General features: G+C 41.1%; 8 protein-coding genes and 3 pseudogenes. 2 read left to right on the top strand and 9 right to left on the bottom strand.

Annotated elements, in window-relative coordinates:
* Positions 1-51 precede the first annotated feature (51 nt).
* Positions 52-855: pseudogene (locus tag ACI48O_RS09775) on the bottom strand (RCC1 domain-containing protein); the annotation flags it as partial.
* An 890-nt stretch (positions 856-1745) separates the two neighbouring features.
* Here ACI48O_RS09775 and ACI48O_RS09770 point away from each other — a divergent pair.
* On the top strand, positions 1746-3962 hold the full coding sequence (locus ACI48O_RS09770) for a glycerophosphodiester phosphodiesterase family protein (protein ID WP_435561605.1): 2217 nt from the start codon (positions 1746-1748) through the stop codon (positions 3960-3962).
* 79 nt (positions 3963-4041) lie between these two features.
* Here the strand turns inward: ACI48O_RS09770 and ACI48O_RS09765 are convergent, their stop codons facing one another.
* From ACI48O_RS09765 to ACI48O_RS09745, 5 genes are all read right to left on the bottom strand, one after another.
* Entirely contained in the window at positions 4042-4818 is a 777-nt protein-coding gene (locus tag ACI48O_RS09765) for a DeoR/GlpR family DNA-binding transcription regulator (protein WP_435561604.1), read from the bottom strand.
* Positions 4819-4900: 82 nt separating this feature from the next.
* The gene (gene fabG, locus ACI48O_RS09760; protein ID WP_435561603.1) at positions 4901-5674 is read right to left on the bottom strand and encodes a 3-oxoacyl-ACP reductase FabG; all 774 of its coding nucleotides are present in this window, start codon (positions 5672-5674) and stop codon (positions 4901-4903) included.
* A gap of 37 nt (positions 5675-5711) precedes the next feature.
* Positions 5712-7148, bottom strand: a complete 1437-nt coding sequence (locus ACI48O_RS09755; protein ID WP_435561602.1) for an APC family permease — start codon at positions 7146-7148, stop codon at positions 5712-5714.
* Positions 7149-7199: 51 nt separating this feature from the next.
* Positions 7200-8219: a phosphotransferase enzyme family protein gene (locus ACI48O_RS09750; RefSeq protein WP_435561601.1), complete on the bottom strand. Its 1020-nt coding sequence runs from the start codon at positions 8217-8219 to the stop codon at positions 7200-7202.
* Positions 8220-8248: 29 nt separating this feature from the next.
* Entirely contained in the window at positions 8249-9508 is a 1260-nt protein-coding gene (locus ACI48O_RS09745; protein ID WP_435561600.1) for a class-III pyridoxal-phosphate-dependent aminotransferase, read from the bottom strand.
* A 539-nt stretch (positions 9509-10047) separates the two neighbouring features.
* Here ACI48O_RS09745 and ACI48O_RS09740 point away from each other — a divergent pair.
* Complete coding sequence (locus ACI48O_RS09740) at positions 10048-11931, top strand: Ig-like domain-containing protein (protein WP_435561631.1); 1884 nt, start codon at positions 10048-10050, stop codon at positions 11929-11931.
* 411 nt (positions 11932-12342) lie between these two features.
* Here the strand turns inward: ACI48O_RS09740 and ACI48O_RS09735 are convergent, their stop codons facing one another.
* The 3 genes and pseudogenes from ACI48O_RS09735 to ACI48O_RS09725 all read right to left on the bottom strand — a co-directional run.
* Positions 12343-15288, bottom strand: a complete 2946-nt coding sequence (locus ACI48O_RS09735; protein WP_435561630.1) for a fibronectin type III domain-containing protein — start codon at positions 15286-15288, stop codon at positions 12343-12345.
* Positions 15289-15402: 114 nt separating this feature from the next.
* Positions 15403-16206, bottom strand: a pseudogene (locus ACI48O_RS09730) (RCC1 domain-containing protein); the annotation flags it as partial.
* A gap of 153 nt (positions 16207-16359) precedes the next feature.
* Positions 16360-16668: pseudogene (locus tag ACI48O_RS09725) on the bottom strand (hypothetical protein); the annotation flags it as partial.
* Between the last annotated feature and the right edge of the window lie 270 nt (positions 16669-16938).

The following is a 16938-nucleotide window of genomic DNA, read 5'->3' as shown; positions in this document are numbered from 1 at the left end:
TCCATCACTTTTTATGCCAAAAATATGGGATTCACCACCGTAAAGTGCGACAATATCACTCCAACTTCCAACATCTGAGATTAGTCCTTGAAAATCATAGCCAGTCGCTACCACGGTCCCATCACTTTTTAAACCAGCAGTATATTGCATCCCAGCCACGATCGCTACGATGTCCTTCCAATCACCGACGTTTAGCTGACCAGAGGAATTATATCCGGTTGCCACCACGGTTCCGTCTTCTTTCAAGCCTACAGTGTGATGAAATCCAGCTGCAACTGCTTTAATCCCGCTCCATCCACTTACATTGAGCTGACCATAATCATTATTTCCTGCTCCAACTACTGTTCCATCCGTTTTCAAGCCAACTGTTTGAAAACCGCCGGCAGATATAGACTTTATATCACTCCAATCATTCACAGCCCTTTGCCCAAAATCACTGTATCCAGCTGTTAAAATGGTACCGTCACTTTTCAAACCAATTACATGTTCATATCCTGCTGATATGGCAACAATATTGTTCCAATCAGATACAGCCTTTTGAGAATATCCATCAAACCCAGCCGCAACCACGGTTCCATCACTTTTCAATCCCAGTGTTACCGTAAAGCTAGTGGAAATGGAAACTATATCTTCCCATTCATTAACATCTAACTGACCAAATTGGTTATCTCCTACCGCAACTACTGTGCCATCCGTTTTTAAACCGACTGTATGATAGCCACCGGCAACGACTGAAGCAATATCCTTCCAATCCGTGACATTTGCTTGTCCAAAAGAATTAACCCCAGCAGCAACAACCGTTCCATCGTTTTTCAAACCAACGGTATGTTCCACTCCAGCTGCAATGGCAATAATCCCGTTAGCATTACTGAAATTCGAACGAAAAGATGCATTTTCTCCAACTGCAATAATGGCTCCATCCCTTGTTAATCCGACTGAAAAGCCATCCCCTGCTGCAATGTCCACGATATTCGTCCATCCAGCCACTTCCGATCGTCCATCAGGATCATGACCTGTTGCAACGACAGTCCCGTTGCTTTTTAAACCCACAGTGTGATAAAAGCCTGGAGCCACTTTAACAATATCATTCCACTCACCCGTGTTTATTTGGCCGGAGCCGTTATACCCTGTTGAACCTACAGTCCCATCTGCTCGGATGTAAGAGGTATTTCGATAACCCGCAGCAATTTTCCCCTCGAACTTTTTTGCAGCTTCTCTAGTTAACAAAACAGAAGCCTTCGTTTCTTTAATCGTGTTGAAATGACCCATTATTGTGTTTGCGGGAACATAACTTAACAGTAGAGCAAAAATGATCATGTACGTTCCTACCTTATAAAACAACTTCAATAGAATTTCTCCTCCTTAGGGACGGTTCTTCTGTTCCCAATCTCTTGATATACTATCAATTCTAGAACTCCTATAAAATGGTAGATTAATATTTACCACTTTATTATATTGCAAAAACAAAAAGAAGAATAGAAGAAAGAGAGGTTCACATATAATCAAACCGTAAAAAGGACAAGAGGTAGAAATACTATGTTCCCCGAATTAAAAGAGATACAGTAGAACCGTCCCCAGGAACTCCCCTCAACTAGGTCATTTATCCCTACCCCCATCCATTATGATGTGAGGAAAGAACTGTTTCCTCTTAGTTTACAGAATATTCACACCCTATTAATAGCCCCTAAATAATCCTCCTATAATTTTAAAATCAAATCATTAAATTTATAGGAGATGAAAAAAATATGAAAAAGAGTTTAATAGCTGGGCTTGCTTGTTTGTCCTTAACTACCGCCATAGCAACTCCTTATGCGGTTTTAGCTAAACCGATTGAAATGAGTGCTACTGATAATGGGCAATCGACATTAAAGCCACTTACCTCTGATGTAGCGGTTATTGCCCACCGCGGTGCTTCTGCATACGGTCCGGAACACACACTTGCCGCCTATAAGCAGGCCATGACCATGGGAGCAGATTATGTGGAATTCGATTTACAAATGACGAAGGATGGTCATTTAATCGCCCTGCATGATGAAACTCTCGCTCGGACAACCAACGCAAAGGAACTTTATCCGGACCGGGCACCATGGCGGGTAAAAGATTTTACTCTCGAAGAAATCAAGCGTCTTGATGCTGGCTCATGGTTTAATAAATCCTATCCGAATCAGGCAAAAACAGAATACGTTGGGGAGCAAGTCCCTACACTTGAGGAAGCAATTGAATTTGTGAAACAGCACGGAAACGAAAAAGTCGGTCTTTACATGGAAACGAAAGCACCAAATGTTTATCCGGGGATGGAAGAAAAATTAATCGAAGTCTTGAAAAAGACCAATGCCTTGGATGATGAAATGCTTTTCCTTGAATCATTCAGTGAGGAAAGCCTTCGAAAGTTGCATAATCTTGTGCCGAATGTAAAGCTGATTCAGCTTTATACAGGAAGTATGCTAGCAGGCAAGGATGTTTACCAGGAAATGAAGCGAATCACTGAATATGCAGCAGGGGTTGGTCCAAGCAAAGACCTTGTTGTTCCGAAGCTAATGCAAGCTGCTCATCAGAACAAGCTATTGGTTCACCCTTGGACGGTCAATTCTCAGGATGACATGGTATCACTGCTCTCCCTCGGGGTTGACGGCCAGTTCACAAACTACCCTGATCGATTTGAGGAATTACTGGACAAGCCTTTCATTTCACATGGAGTAGCGAGCGGCGATGTAACAGATTCTTCAGCGATTTTATGGGCACGAACTAATAAAAACGCAAAAGTCCAATTTGAAATTTCAACTGACAGCAGCTTTAAACACGATACAATCGTTAAAACAAGCCCTGCGGATGAAGTGAATGATTTTACAGTAAATGTAGAGGTTAACGGATTAACCCCGAATACCACTTATTATTACCGGGCACATGCAGCTTCCAGCAACTATACCGTAAATGGTACATTCAAAACAGCACCTGCAGAAGACAGCTTGAATCCGGTAACGATGGTTTGGGGTGGAGATACGGGCGGCCACGGGGAGATTCCACCATATAAGTCTTTTAATGCAATGGCTGCATTAAATCCGGACTTCTTCTTATACGCCGGAGACACCATTTATGCCGATAGCCCTACACCGGCTGTGCCGAACCCGCCTTCCAAGACCGTTCAGGATTTCTGGGCAAAATACAAAGAAATTCGCACTGATGCAGGGTTCCGTAGCCTATTGCAAAAAACACCAACATTTTCCTATTGGGATGACCATGAAGTAATTAATGACTTTTCAGGTCCTTCCCAGCCACTTACTCCAACCGGATTACGCGCATTTAAAGACTACTGGCCAATTTCCAATGATCGCAGTGAAGCGGACAAGCTCTATCAGAAATATTCCTGGGGCGATACAATGGATATGATCATCCTTAACAACCGGGGCTACCGCGCGCCTAACACCCAGGCTGATGGACCGGATAAAACGATGATTGGTGAGGAACAGCTACAATGGCTGAAGCAAGAGCTCCTTCAGTCAGATGCCAAGGTAAAATTAATCGCTTCTTCTGTGCCAATTTCGATCCCAACCGGAAAAGCAATGGCCAGAGACGGATGGGCGAATGGCAACCAAGTAAATCCTAATGATCCAACTGGATTTGAGAACGAGTTCAAAAAAATCTCTGATTTTATCATTGAAAATGAAATCAAAAACGTTTTCTTTGTGACAACAGATGTTCATTTTGCCGAGATAATCAAATACGATGCCAATCAAGATGGAAAAACAGATTATAACGAGCTGGTGAGCGGTCCGATTGGAGCGATAAAGATTAATCCGGGGACATTGGACCCAACCTTCGGCCCTGAAAAATTATATGCTGAAGGGAATTTCTTCAACTTTGGCGTGTTCCGTGTCGACCCTGCAACGCAACAAGCTACCGTAGAAATCAAGGATGAAAACGGCAAAGTTCATTTCAGCCATACTTTCCAGTTGGAGGATTAACCAAACAGCTAAAGAGTTCTTTCCGGGTGCCTGACCCCCAGTGCGTTAACGTTTTAACGCGTCGGGGGTCAGGCACCAATTATTCCTTTTTTCCTTGTAGTAGGGGGATGTTTTGTTCTTTTAGTCGCTCTTTCCATTCATTTGGACAATTCCAATCTGAAACGATGGCCGAGACTTTGTTTAGTTCGCAAATATGGGCGAAGGTTGTCTCTCCCATTTTGGTATGGTCAGCAAGAACAAATAATTCATCTGATCTTTCCAATAATAGCCGAGACATATGCGCTTCATTTAAGTCATAATCAGTGATTCCGTCTTCAATTGAAACACCACCTGCAGAAATGAAGGCTTTATTTGCCTTTAGCTGCTTAAAGGTCATTTCAGCAAGCGGACCATGTGTCGATTGCTGATGAATATCGACTTCTCCGCCAATAAAGATCAATTTCCCTTTAAAAATCTCAATAGCTGATTTCAATACCGGAGCTGAATGAGTGACTAACGTTATATTTTTTTTATCCTGTAAAAAACGAACCATTTCTAATAGTGTCGTGCCATTTCCAATCATGATTATGTCGCCATCTTCAATAAAAGCAGCTGCTGCTTTCGCGATGGCACGTTTTTCTGCCTGATTAATGGTTGCTTTTTGCTCAAAGGGTGGTTCTGTCGTTTCAACATTAGCTAAAACTGCTCCCCCATATACCTTCCGAAGCTTTCCTTCTTTTTCAAGGCGCTCCAAATCACGGCGAATGGTCTCTGAAGAAACATTGAGGGACTCAGCTAAGTCGGGAACATAGATTTTTTCTTCTATTACCAATTTCTTTAAGATTGTTCGTTTTCGATCTTCATAGGCTAAAGACATCGTTTTCTCCTCTCTGGTGAAGAAAACCCTCCATGAAATGAGGGTTTCTACATTAATATTAAAATGTTGTAAATAATCATACTTAAGCCATTGCCTCTAAACTCTCAGGAACCACCTGACCGCCATCAATAACAATTGTTTGCGCCGTAATATAACTCGCTTCCTTTGAGGCGAGGAACAATGCAGCATAGGCGATATCCTCCACCGTTCCAATTCGCTTAATCGGGATCGTCGCTGCCATGCTTTTCAGATATTCCTCACCCATTTCCTCAAGACCCTCAGTCATGATATTTCCGGGCATTACAGCATTTATCGTAATATTATAGGGTGCTAGTTCTAAAGCTGCGCTGCGCATAAAACCAAGCTGGGCCGCTTTGCTGGCTCCGTAATGTGACCAGCCCTTATAGCCGGTAACCGGACCGGTAATCGATGAAGTAAGAATGATCCGCCCAGTTTCTGCTTTTTTCAAAAAAGGAAGGCAGGCTTGAATCCCAAACAAAGCACCCCTTGCATTTGTATTCATCACAGTATCCCATTCAGCTGCGGTCATATTTTCTATCGATGAGTTTGGAAAAATTCCAGCGTTGGAACAAAGAATATCAATGCCTCCGAAAGTCTCTGTAACGGCTTCAGCCAAAATTTTCATTGATTCATAACTGGCAACATCTGCTTCAAAGCCCTTCGCGATGCCATCATTGTCCTGGATTTCCCCCACGCAGCTAAGTGTATCTTTTAACTTACGAGAAACGACGGCGACATTCGCTCCATGTTTAGCAAAAACCTTTGCAATCCCTTTCCCGATTCCTTTACTTGATCCAGTTACGATGACTGTTTTTCCATTCAAAGGTGTTAGCATATACCTCTCCCCTTTCATTGTGTTCTAGTCGTTACGGTTATACATCTAAGTGAGGCGGAAGCTTACGGAACCCTTTTGTTTTTACAAACAAATATACAATTCCGGCTCCCAACCAAACTGATCCAATTAATAACGCTAATTTATCCATGTTAATCGCTACATAGACGATCACGGCAAACGCTAGCAAAGGCAATGCAAAATATCGGAAATGGCTGAGTCCAGTTGGCTTCCAATTGGATGTGCTACCAAGACTTAGTGGCGCCTCCCCTTTTTTCTTCACATAGTAGAGCCAAATAACAGCTAGATTCAGTGTGGCAAATCCAAACAATGCACCATAGTTTACTAGATTTGATAATGTTGTCATATTTGAGCTAAGACCTAAAATAAATTCAATTGAAACGATGATAAGAATGCTCCAGTGTGGGGTTTTCCATTTCTTGTTTACTTTTGCAAAGATAGCCTTTGGCAGTAGTGTGTCACGGCCCATTCCATATAGAAGGCGTGCCCCTGCTGCGGTGGCAACTAGATTAAATACCGCCAATTCGGTTAAATAACCAGCTGTAAAAAAGATGCCAAAGCCTTCTCCACCCGTCATTTTGGAGACCTGGAACAAGACCGTGTTGACCCAAGTTTCATCATTGATGTGCGATTGCCAATCCGGAACAACCAACATCCCAAAGTAGCCGCAGGCAACCATTGTTATCGTACCAATTCCAATGCACCAATAGATGGCTCTTGGAATATCGCGTTTTGGCCGCTTCGTTTCTTCTGCTAAGGTGGTAATCGCATCAAAACCTAGGAAGCTGAAGATGGCTAGTGAAGTTGCGGCCGCTAAGCTCGAAATACTGGCAAATTCGAACGGCTGGGTACTTAGTAAAGTTCCTGTACCGACACCGTCTGAGTGAACAGCGTTGGCCCAAACTAAAATCGAAACCCAAACAACAAATTCACCAAGAATCAGAAGCCCCAAGCCCATTTTTGAAATTAACTCAACACCAAATAAGTTCAACAATCCGGTTCCAACAGAAAAAATCGCCAGTAGAACCCAGTAAGGAATATCAGGGAAATATTGTTGTGCAAAGTAGGCGGAACTTGATGCGGTTACCGTTGGGATTAGGATGTAATCTAAGGTGAGGACCCAGCCGGCAATGAAGCCTAAATGAGTATTCCAGCCCCGGCCGACATAGCTATAAACGGAACCAGCAAGCGGAAAGTTTCGAACCATTACGGAATAGCTGAAGGCTGTAAGCAGCATCGCGAAACCCGCCAGTAGGTAAGGAAGGGAGACTGTTCCTCCTGATGTTTGGAGAAGCATACCAAAAATAATGGCCGGAGCGATCGGAACCATATAATTCAGTCCAAACGCTGTCAATTGCCAAACATTCATTGTCCGATCAAGCTCTTGCTTATATCCGTATTTTGAGATATCTGTCGTAAGACCTGCTGCAGCTAGTTCTCTTTCTTCTGTCGCCATCACTTTTTCCTCCTCTAAACTGATTTATTTTTATAAAAAATAAAGATTGAATCAGTATCCAAACTGGTATAAATATTTCTCTGCCAAGTTTACCGTTTGATCGGTAAATGCTGCTCCCATGCTTTTGGCGGTATCATTATCAATATGGGAACCGATCCAGGCAACGAGGAGTAATCTGCGAAGCATGATAAACGTTGGAATTTCCAGTTCTTCCTCTTCTGAAATAGAACGGAGCTTTTTATAGCCGGTGAGCCAAGCCTGAATTAACTCGGGAACATTTTCCTTATGCTCAATGAAGCTCAGTGCAGTTGCTAAATCGTATAAATACCAGCTATAGCCACAGTCATCAAAATCGATGACTTTAATCGTACCGTCTTCAACTAATAGGTTTGCCAAGCGAAGATCGGCATGAATGAGCCCGTATCGTTCTGAGGTTTTTCCGAATTTCGAGAGTCTTTGTTTGATGGTTTCTGCAACCCTTTGGAACAGCAGCCTCCGCTCTGGAGTGACTTCGATTCCATCCTGCCATCTGCCCCATTTTGGTGTGGAGCCAAGCATCGTTTCGAAGTCCCAAGTTGGTCGGTTAATTGGATTTATGGTTGTCCAGGTCTGTGATTGATTATGTAATCGTGCTGTTATTTCTCCCAATTTTTCGAATTCTGCTACCAACCCTTGTTCATTTTCCTCATCAGGTGCTCTTCCATCTAAAAAGGTGAACATGACGCAGTGGTACGGATTACCTTGCTGGTCTCTGGTGATGACTTGGACATATTCGCCATTTGTCCCGGCAATAGGTTCCGGAACGACAATGCTGGAGTTACTCAGAATCGCTTCGATCCAGATAAGCTCGGCCTCAAGCTCTTCTTTAGAATGGTATCCCGGGCGATTGACCCTTAATACCGATCTGTACGGTGCTTCGTTGCTTTCTACAAGATAAGTAATGTTCTCGGAATAATTTAATAGTCTTACTGTTGCGTTTTTTGTATATTGATATTTTGTCAGCGCCTGTTCTGCAAGCTTATGAAAGAATTGTAATGGATCGTAGGGAGCAGGATTTTCCATTGCAGTCATCGGGACAATCTCCTTTCTTTTTAAATTTGTTATTTTATATGAATCGAAGCCTGCTTGATACTCTTCTCAACCCGTGCCAGCAGCTCATCACAATAGTCTTTGTCGATTAATAGGCCCGGCTTAAACTGAAGAATTCTTGGGTCAAGCATGGAGTAAATAGCCCAAACACCATTTTCATAAAGCGAGCGCATTACATGTTTCGCTCCTTCAGGATGGTTAAACTCAAGTCCCATTACCGTTCCTAGTTGGCGGATGTCTACAAAAAACTCGGGGTAAGTGGCTTTGATGGTTTCAAGTCCTTCACGGAGGTAACGGGAAACAAACTGGACATTTTGCTTTACTTCGTTTCTTTGGGTAATTTCAAGCACCTTCATCGCGACGATGCAGCCTAACTCGGAACCGCCAAATGTGGAAATATGAGCAAATCCGTCTTCATTCATCCACTGACCGGCTTTCTCATTGACAACGGTTGCTGCGATTGGATATATTCCGCCGCTAAAACCCTTCGAGGTAACCAAAATGTCCGGCTTGACACGATAATGTTCAATGCCCCACATTTCACCAGTACGCATAAGCCCTGTTTGCACTTCGTCCGCAATATAAAGGGAACCGTATTTTTCGCATAAGCTTTTCACTTTGGCTAAATAGCCGTCTTCGGGGAGTGGGAAGCCATAAGTAGCCGGGATCGTTTCGATAATGACACAGGCCGCATCCTCTTTAGCGAGGGCTTGTTCCATTGCTTCTATGTCATTAAATGGTACTTTTACGAATTCTTCAGGACTTCCTTCACTTAAAAACGGACGGGAATATCGTTCATTGCCGATTGAAACGGCTAATCCGCTGTGTCCGTGATAGCCATTTTGGATAGAGATAATTTTCTTTCGTTTCGTGGTATATCGTGCACATTTCAAAGCCACATCGATGGCTTCACTGCCACCACTTGAAAAAATGGAATACTTAAGGTTTTCGGGAGTAACGTTGTAAAGCTGTTCTGCCAGTTGGGCTCTAACAACGGACGGGAAATGATGATTCCCGATATCAAATTCCTTCATTCCATCCTGTAAAGCTGCAATAATTTCGGGATTGCGGTGACCGAGGTTATAGGTCCCCCCATTTAGATGGACATCCATCAGTTGTTTCCCGTTTAAATCGTAAAAGTAGTATCCCTCCCGTTTCCCGATCACTAAATCGACGCCATCTCTTTGCCACTGCGTTGTTTTTCCGGGATTCCACCATTTGATGGACTTATCAAGTACGGATTGCTTTTCTAATACGTTTTTAGATATCATCTTTTGCCCTCCTGATCATTTGTAACATTTTATCCCATTGAATTTAGAGGATAGTAAAATTCATTTGGTTTTTCCGGAATTCCTTGCATGTTATGTTGCTTTCTTGTTGTTTTTTGTGGATTTATTAATCAGTTTAGTCTGGAGAATAGAAGTGGTCAAAGCTTGTGTAATATAATCTTACATAGTTTTTTGGTTTAAATAAAATAGCGCCTGACCCCCGGCACGTTAATGCGTTAACGCGCTGGGGGTCAGGCGCCAGATTTTGATTTTTTTCTAGGTTTGAGTCTATGGATGAGTTTCAGCTTCACTTAGAACGGTGGGTTGCGAAGTATAAGCCAGGATTTTTCGAAGAGTGAATTGGTTGGGTTTAAGTGGCTTGTCTTTTTTTAGAAGAATTTTCAGGGGTGTGAAATTGATTAAATTAAAAAACAAATTAGTCATGTTTTTGAACATAAATAAGGTATGAGCAAAATGTCCTACCATTATGGTAAAATAATAAAATATTTGAAATTATTGTAAAGGAGATTATAAATGTGAAAATGATTATCCGTGCTAGTTTCTTAGCTTTCTTCTTGACCATGTTGTTTGGTAGTTTTGCTTTTGCTGAAGAAACCACTATTTCAAATGGTACTCCGATTACAGGGCAAATAACCAAATCTGAGAATCATACATATCAATTCACAACAGAAGAAGATGGGCCAGCTTACATAACACTTGATCAAATAACAGGTGACTTTTATTTTAAATTAGTAGATATTTATGGCAATACTTTAGACTACGATTACGTGTCTCCAGGAGATAATACTGTTTTATCTGACAACCTCGAGAAAGGAACATATTATCTTGAACTAAGTCCATATTATTGGGATGGAATTACAAGTGCCTCCTATCGAATAAAAGCTACCTACGCATCAACATTTACAAGAAATGTGACCACTTTTGAACCGAATGACACGGCGTATACCAGTATGACTATCGCTAATGGACAGTATTATAGTTCAAAAGCTGAAACGGATATTGATCGAGATGTCTATAATTTCACCACTAATACAGATGGCGAAGTATACATTACATTTGATAGTAACACAGCTGAATTTTATATAAATCTTACAGATAGCAATGGCCATTCTGTTGCTTACGATTTTGTAAAATCTGGGGATAGCTCTTATTTATATGCCAATGTCGTAAAAGGAACGTATTATCTGTCTGTCGAATCTAATTATTGGAGTGGAGTCACAAGCGCTACCTATCGATTAAAGGCAACCTACTCTTCTTCATTTACAAGAAATACAACAACATATGAAACAAATGACACGGCCGAAACCAGCATGAAGATGACCTCAAACAAACTGTATTCGTCAAGTAGTGATACAGAGATTGATCGAGATGTATATCAATTCACAACGAATGCTGATGGAACTGCTACTATCACACTTGATAACAATACTGCTGATTACTATATTAACCTTGTTGATAGCTATGGTAATTCTAAAGATCATGCTCATTCGGTTTCGGGGGATGGTACAATAGTACAAGCACAGTTAGCAAAAGGAACATACTACGTTTATGTTGATCCAGATTATTGGAGTGGAATATCAAGCGCAACCTATCGCATAAAGGCAAGCTTTATTGATAAAACACCAAGCGTTGACCCAATTTATGATACAGGCGTTGTCCTTACAGGAAAAGCCCCATCTAATACAAAGGTCTATGCTGTGGCAGGATCAACCAAGCTGGGTGAAACAACAGCAAAAGACGGGAAATATAGTATCACCATAAAATCACAAATAGCCGGCACAAAAATCGGTGTTTATACTATAGATAATGCAGGCAATACCAGTTCTACTAAATATACAACCGTGGTTAATTCAGCTATTAAAGCAGCGTCATCCGGTTACAATAAAATTAAAGTAAGTTGGTTCAGTGTTCCTGAAGCCTCTGGGTATGAAATTTATCGAAGTACATCTAGCTCCACAACCTATAGTAAAGTAGGAACTGTGACTAGTGGGGGTACTCTAAGCTTTACAAATAGTGGAGTCATAACAGGAAAAACGTATTACTATAAAGTAAGAGCTTATCGTACCATTAATGGAACCAAGGTATATAGCCCGTACACTAAGTATATAAGCGGTAAAGCAATACCCGGAACACCAGTTATTATATCCGCAAAAAAAATCAACACTTATAGTATGACCTTATCTTGGTCAAAAATTGATGGTGCTACTGGCTATAAGGTTTACCGTTCAACCTCAAAAACTGGAACATATAGTTTAGTAGGCACTGTAACGAGCGGTAGTACTACTAGTTTTACTAATAAAAGCATGAAAGCAGGAACATATTACTATAAAGTGGTGGCTTATCGAGTAGTTGATGGAAAGTATGTTTATGGTAATTATTCTACTGTCATAGCGTATAGGCATTAAGGTTTCAGCTATTACATCTCTAACAAGATTAATTTTCTTACATAAAGACTTAGCCGAGTTATTTATTAGGCTAAGTCTTTTAATATTAACCTTATTATAGGCAAGGAAAATATTTTGAAAGACAGGGGGAAGCTTTATCTTCGAAGCGTGTTTTGCACCATTTTATACAAAGCTGTGAAACAAGAAACTCGGGCGTACCAGACCGGATCTTAGTATACCAAGTTGCTCACCGAAAATCCTGACACAAAAAACTGACACAAAAGTGCCGTAAATTAACGTCTTTTTGTGTCAGCCACTTACTTCTTTTTTTATTTTTAATAAACCATTTTTTGAATATAGCAGTCTATTACGTACACATAAAGGCATTACCTAATAAATTAAAAAAAGCAACAAGAGAACCGTCCCCCTGTATCAAGGTCTTGCACTAATCACTGTTGTCCACCCACTATATACCTTTGTTGTTCCAACCATTCTATAAGCCCTAGCTTTATAAAAATAAGTCTTTCCTGTTGTTAAGCTACTGTTCGTATAGTATAAAGATGCCGTACTTTTTAGGAGGCTGTAAGTTCCCGTGCTGGATGTAGCTCTGTATATTTCATAACCGCTTGCCCCGGAAACTGAACTCCATGTTAGCTTAAGGCTGGTTGAGCTTACTCTAGTTGCCTTGAAATTCGTTGGTACCGAAGGGATCGGTTTGGCTGAAACCACACTTGAATAATTACTATAAACCTTCGTAGTCCCAACGGTTCGATAAGCCCGAACTTTATAAAAATAAGATTTATTTGTTGTCAGACCGGTATTATTATAGCTAGTTGCGGTCGTCGTTCCGATCCGTGAGTAAGTTCCTGTGCTGGATGTGGCCCGGTAAACCTCATACCCGCTTGCACCAGCTACTGCAGCCCAGCTTGTTTTTATACTATTGTAAGACGATGAAGCTGCTTTAACTGAACTCGGCGTTGCCGGAATCGGTTTAGCAGAAACGACTGAACTAAATTTACTATATTTCGTTGTTGTTCCAGTCTTGTAGGCTCGAACTTTATAGTAATAAGTAGTTCCCGTGTTCACTGATGTATTGATATAGGCGGTACTCGCAGTAGATGCTATTTTAGAAAAAGTTCCTGTGCTGGATGTAGATCTATAAATCTCATATCCCGATGCCCCGCTTACTGCAGACCAAGTGAGTTTAACGCTATTATAAGAATTAGAGCTTGCCTTAACGTTTGTTGGTGCAATATCTTTTACTGTTACGATGAGCTTATACGTCTTTTTCGTACCATCTTTTGAAGTTGATGTTAACAAAATGACATTATCACCCAGTTTGACATTTACAGTTCCAAGCCCTGTTACAGATGCGTTTAGGTCTTCGGTAATTGCTCCAACATTAATGCTGGAAACAATACTTGGAACGGTCGTACGATATTCATAGACTTCCGGTGAAAAGCTTGGTGATAATGGATAGGTTACCGTTCCCGATTTTATTGAAATGGCTGATAGTTTTGCATTTGTTGGATCACTGATAAAAAAGGCGTTAGATTTTGAATACTGATTGGTATTCCCTACTAAATCCTCAATATTAAGCAACTCCACATTCACATTTCCAAATAGATCATTCGGAATGACATAATAAAACTCATACGTTTTGCCATCCACCTGAGTCATTTCATACTCTTCATTAATGGCCCCGGATAACTTGATCTTCACTCCCGATTTTACCGGTTCACTTAATGTGGCCGTGAAGGATGCAACATCCCCTGCTTCGTATATGTTTTTATCGGAAGAAAAGGTTTGAACAGTTGGTTTCACACCATCTGGATTAAATAAATTAAAGGTAAAGTACCTGCCATCCCGATTAATACCAGGGTATTTATTGCCCGCTAAGTCCTCAACATCTCGAATGTCTGCATAAACCGGACCTGTAGCATATTGGTCAATTGTATATTCGTAACTATATTGGGTTTGATTTGTACCGGGAACTTCTTTCATTACAGTAGGCGATAAAACAGCACCATAATAGAATGATAGTTTTACAATCGGTTTTATCGGCTCAGAGAACGTTGCAGTAATAACTACTTTATCACCAAGTTTACCAGTGGTTGCCGAGGCCGACATTCCTTTAACATATGGAGGCATGCCGTCTGATACAAATAAATTAGAATGTTGATATTCTCCATACAAGCTTCCATTTTGGTCATAAGCATTGGTAATATGGGCAGAGATTGGGCCGTTGACATTTACCACAACCGGGTAGGTATAGATATACTTTTTACCATTACTACCGGTTACTTCCGTCATTGTCGCTGACGGTAGCGTGAAATTTTCCCCAACAAGCGTGATCTGAACACCTGGTTTAACACTTTCTGAGAAATCTGCAGTAATCGTTATTTTGTCCCCTATTTTACCAAGCGTCTTTGATGCGGTAAGCGATTGGATAGGGAGTGGATTATTCGTTTTTGCGAAAACAGCATTTTCTGTATAACTGCCATATACAGTACCATCTGCCGTTGTTACATTTTGTACAGCAGCATCAACTTGACCTTCTACATAATTACTTGGCACTGTGTAGTCGAGAGTAAATTTTGTGCCATTACTTCCCACCACTTCATTCATTTGTGTTGCCTGTAAATCTGCTCCCCCGCTCAATTCCACTGTAAAATCAGGTTTGACACTTTGATAAAAAGTAGCTGTTAAGGTAATTTTATCTCCCGATTTTGTCTGTATTTTTGAGGAGACTAATGATTGTAAGGGAATGACTTGAAATGCATTTTGTTTTGTTACCGGATTTCCGAATAAATCGTAAACACCAGGAAACTTTAGCGTAATATTTCCAATATCACTTGGTTTTACTGTATATGAAATAGCACGGTCCGTTTCACCATCGATAGTCATTTGTCCATCAAATAAAACGGTGTCCCCATTCATAAGTTGGAATTGATTATCCTGAATGGTGTATAACCCATTATTTCTCAGATCAATATTTACTAAATCATTAGGTTTTACAACCTTCTTATTCACTGAAATATTCTCAGTACTTAGAATTTGATCGTCCGGAATATTCCTGGTTGCTACAACGGTTCCATCTCTTTTTAACCCGACAACATGATTGTATCCACTACTGATGGCAACAATATCTTTCCACTGACTAATATTTTTTGCCCCATCTGTAAAATCACCATTTGCAACGACTGTACCATCGTTTTTCAAACCAACTTGATGATCCCGACAGGCAGAAATCGCTATAATATTCGTCCATTCTCTTGCATCCGAGATTAGTCCATAGCTGTCATAGCCGACAAATACCAACGTCCCGTCGTCTTTCAGTCCAACAGTATGGGAATTCCCTGTTGCAACAGCGACTATATTAGTCCAATTTCCTACATTTTTTTGTCCGCCCTCTTGGTTCGTCCCTGAACCAATAACAGTCCCATCACTTTTTATTCCAAAAATATGGGATTCACCGCCGTAAAGAGCAACGATATCACTCCAGTATCCAACATCTGAGATTAGTCCTTGAAAATCATAGCCAGTCGCTACCACAGTTCCATCACTCTTTAAACCAGCAGTATACTGTATCCCTGCTACGACCGCTACGATGTCCTTCCATTCACCGACGTTTAGCTGACCGGAAGAATTCATCCCAGTTGCTACTACAGTTCCGTCTTCTTTCAAGCCCACAGTGTGATGAAACCCAGCTGCAACTGCTTTAATCCCACTCCAGCCGCTTATATTAAGCTGACCATAATCATTATTCCCTGTTCCAACTACAGTTCCATCCGTTTTCAATCCAACTGTTTGAAAACCGGCGGCAGATATAGACTTTATATCATTCCAATCATTCACAGCCCTTTGCCCAAAATCACTGTATCCAGCTGTTAAAATGGTACCGTCACTTTTCAAACCAATTACATGTTCATATCCTGCTGATATGGCAACAATATTGTTCCAATCAGATACAGCCTTTTGAGAATACCCATCAAACCCAGCCGCAACCACGGTGCCATCACTTTTCAATCCCAGTGTTACCGTACTGCTAGTAGAAATAGAGACAATGTCTGTCCATTCATTAACATCTAACTGACCAAATCTGTTATCTCCTGCGGCAACCACTGTGCCATCCTTTTTTAAACCGACAGTATGATAGCCACCGGCAACGACTGAAGCAATATCCTTCCAATCCGTGACATTTGCTTGTCCAAAGGAATAATCGCCAGCAGCCACTACAGTTCCATCGTTTTTCAAGCCAACCGTATGTTCCATCCCGGCTGCAATGGCAGTAATCCCATTAGCATCACTAAAATTTGCACGAAAAGATGATTCTTCTCCAGCAGCAACAATGGATCCATCCCTTGTTAATCCCACTGAAAAACCATCCCCTGCTGCAATGTCCACGATATTCGTCCATCCTGTCAATTCCGTTCGCCCATCAGGATTATGACCTGTTGCAACGACAGTTCCGTTGCTTTTTAAACCGACAGTGTGATAAAAGCCTGGAGCCACTTTAACAATATCATTCCAATCACCGGTGTTTATTTGGCCTGAGCCGTTATACCCCGTTGAAGCTACTGTCCCATCTGCTCGGATGTAAGAAGTATTTCGATAACCTGCAGCAATATTCCCCTCAAACTTTTTTGCAGCTTCTCTAGATAATAAAACAGAAGCCTTCGTTTCTTTAATCGGGTTGAACTCGCCCACTATTATGTTGGCAGGAACATAACTTAACAGTAGAGCAAAAATGATCATATACGTTCCTATCTTATAAAACAGCTTCAATAGATTTTCTCCTCCTTAGGGACGGTTCTCCCGTTCCCCTTGTGATACATAGGGACGGTTCTTCTGTTCCCAATCTCTTGATATACTATCAATTACTAGAACTCCTATAAAATGGTAGATTAACATTTTCCACTTCATTATATTGCAAAAACAAAAAGAAAAATAGAGTACAAATTTAAAAGAAAAAACCCACCATCTTATTTGATCATTTTGATGGTAGGCTCTTTCTTATTACTAAAC

This window comes from Neobacillus terrisolis, from assembly GCF_051233475.1.
Lineage (GTDB): Bacteria > Bacillota > Bacilli > Bacillales > Cytobacillaceae > Bacillus_BU.
This window is presented reverse-complemented; position numbering and strand designations above follow the sequence as displayed.

What these genes read in the sequence shown, in the direction of transcription:
- ACI48O_RS09770 (WP_435561605.1), top strand. Translation starts at nt 1,746, where the DNA reads ATGAAAAAGAGTTTAATAGCTGGGCTTGCTTGTTTGTCCTTAACTACC.
- ACI48O_RS09765 (WP_435561604.1), bottom strand. Translation starts at nt 4,818, where the DNA reads ATGTCTTTAGCCTATGAAGATCGAAAACGAACAATCTTAAAGAAATTG.
- fabG (WP_435561603.1), bottom strand. Translation starts at nt 5,674, where the DNA reads ATGCTAACACCTTTGAATGGAAAAACAGTCATCGTAACTGGATCAAGT.
- ACI48O_RS09755 (WP_435561602.1), bottom strand. Translation starts at nt 7,148, where the DNA reads ATGGCGACAGAAGAAAGAGAACTAGCTGCAGCAGGTCTTACGACAGAT.
- ACI48O_RS09750 (WP_435561601.1), bottom strand. Translation starts at nt 8,219, where the DNA reads ATGACTGCAATGGAAAATCCTGCTCCCTACGATCCATTACAATTCTTT.
- ACI48O_RS09745 (WP_435561600.1), bottom strand. Translation starts at nt 9,508, where the DNA reads ATGATATCTAAAAACGTATTAGAAAAGCAATCCGTACTTGATAAGTCC.
- ACI48O_RS09740 (WP_435561631.1), top strand. Translation starts at nt 10,048, where the DNA reads ATGATTATCCGTGCTAGTTTCTTAGCTTTCTTCTTGACCATGTTGTTT.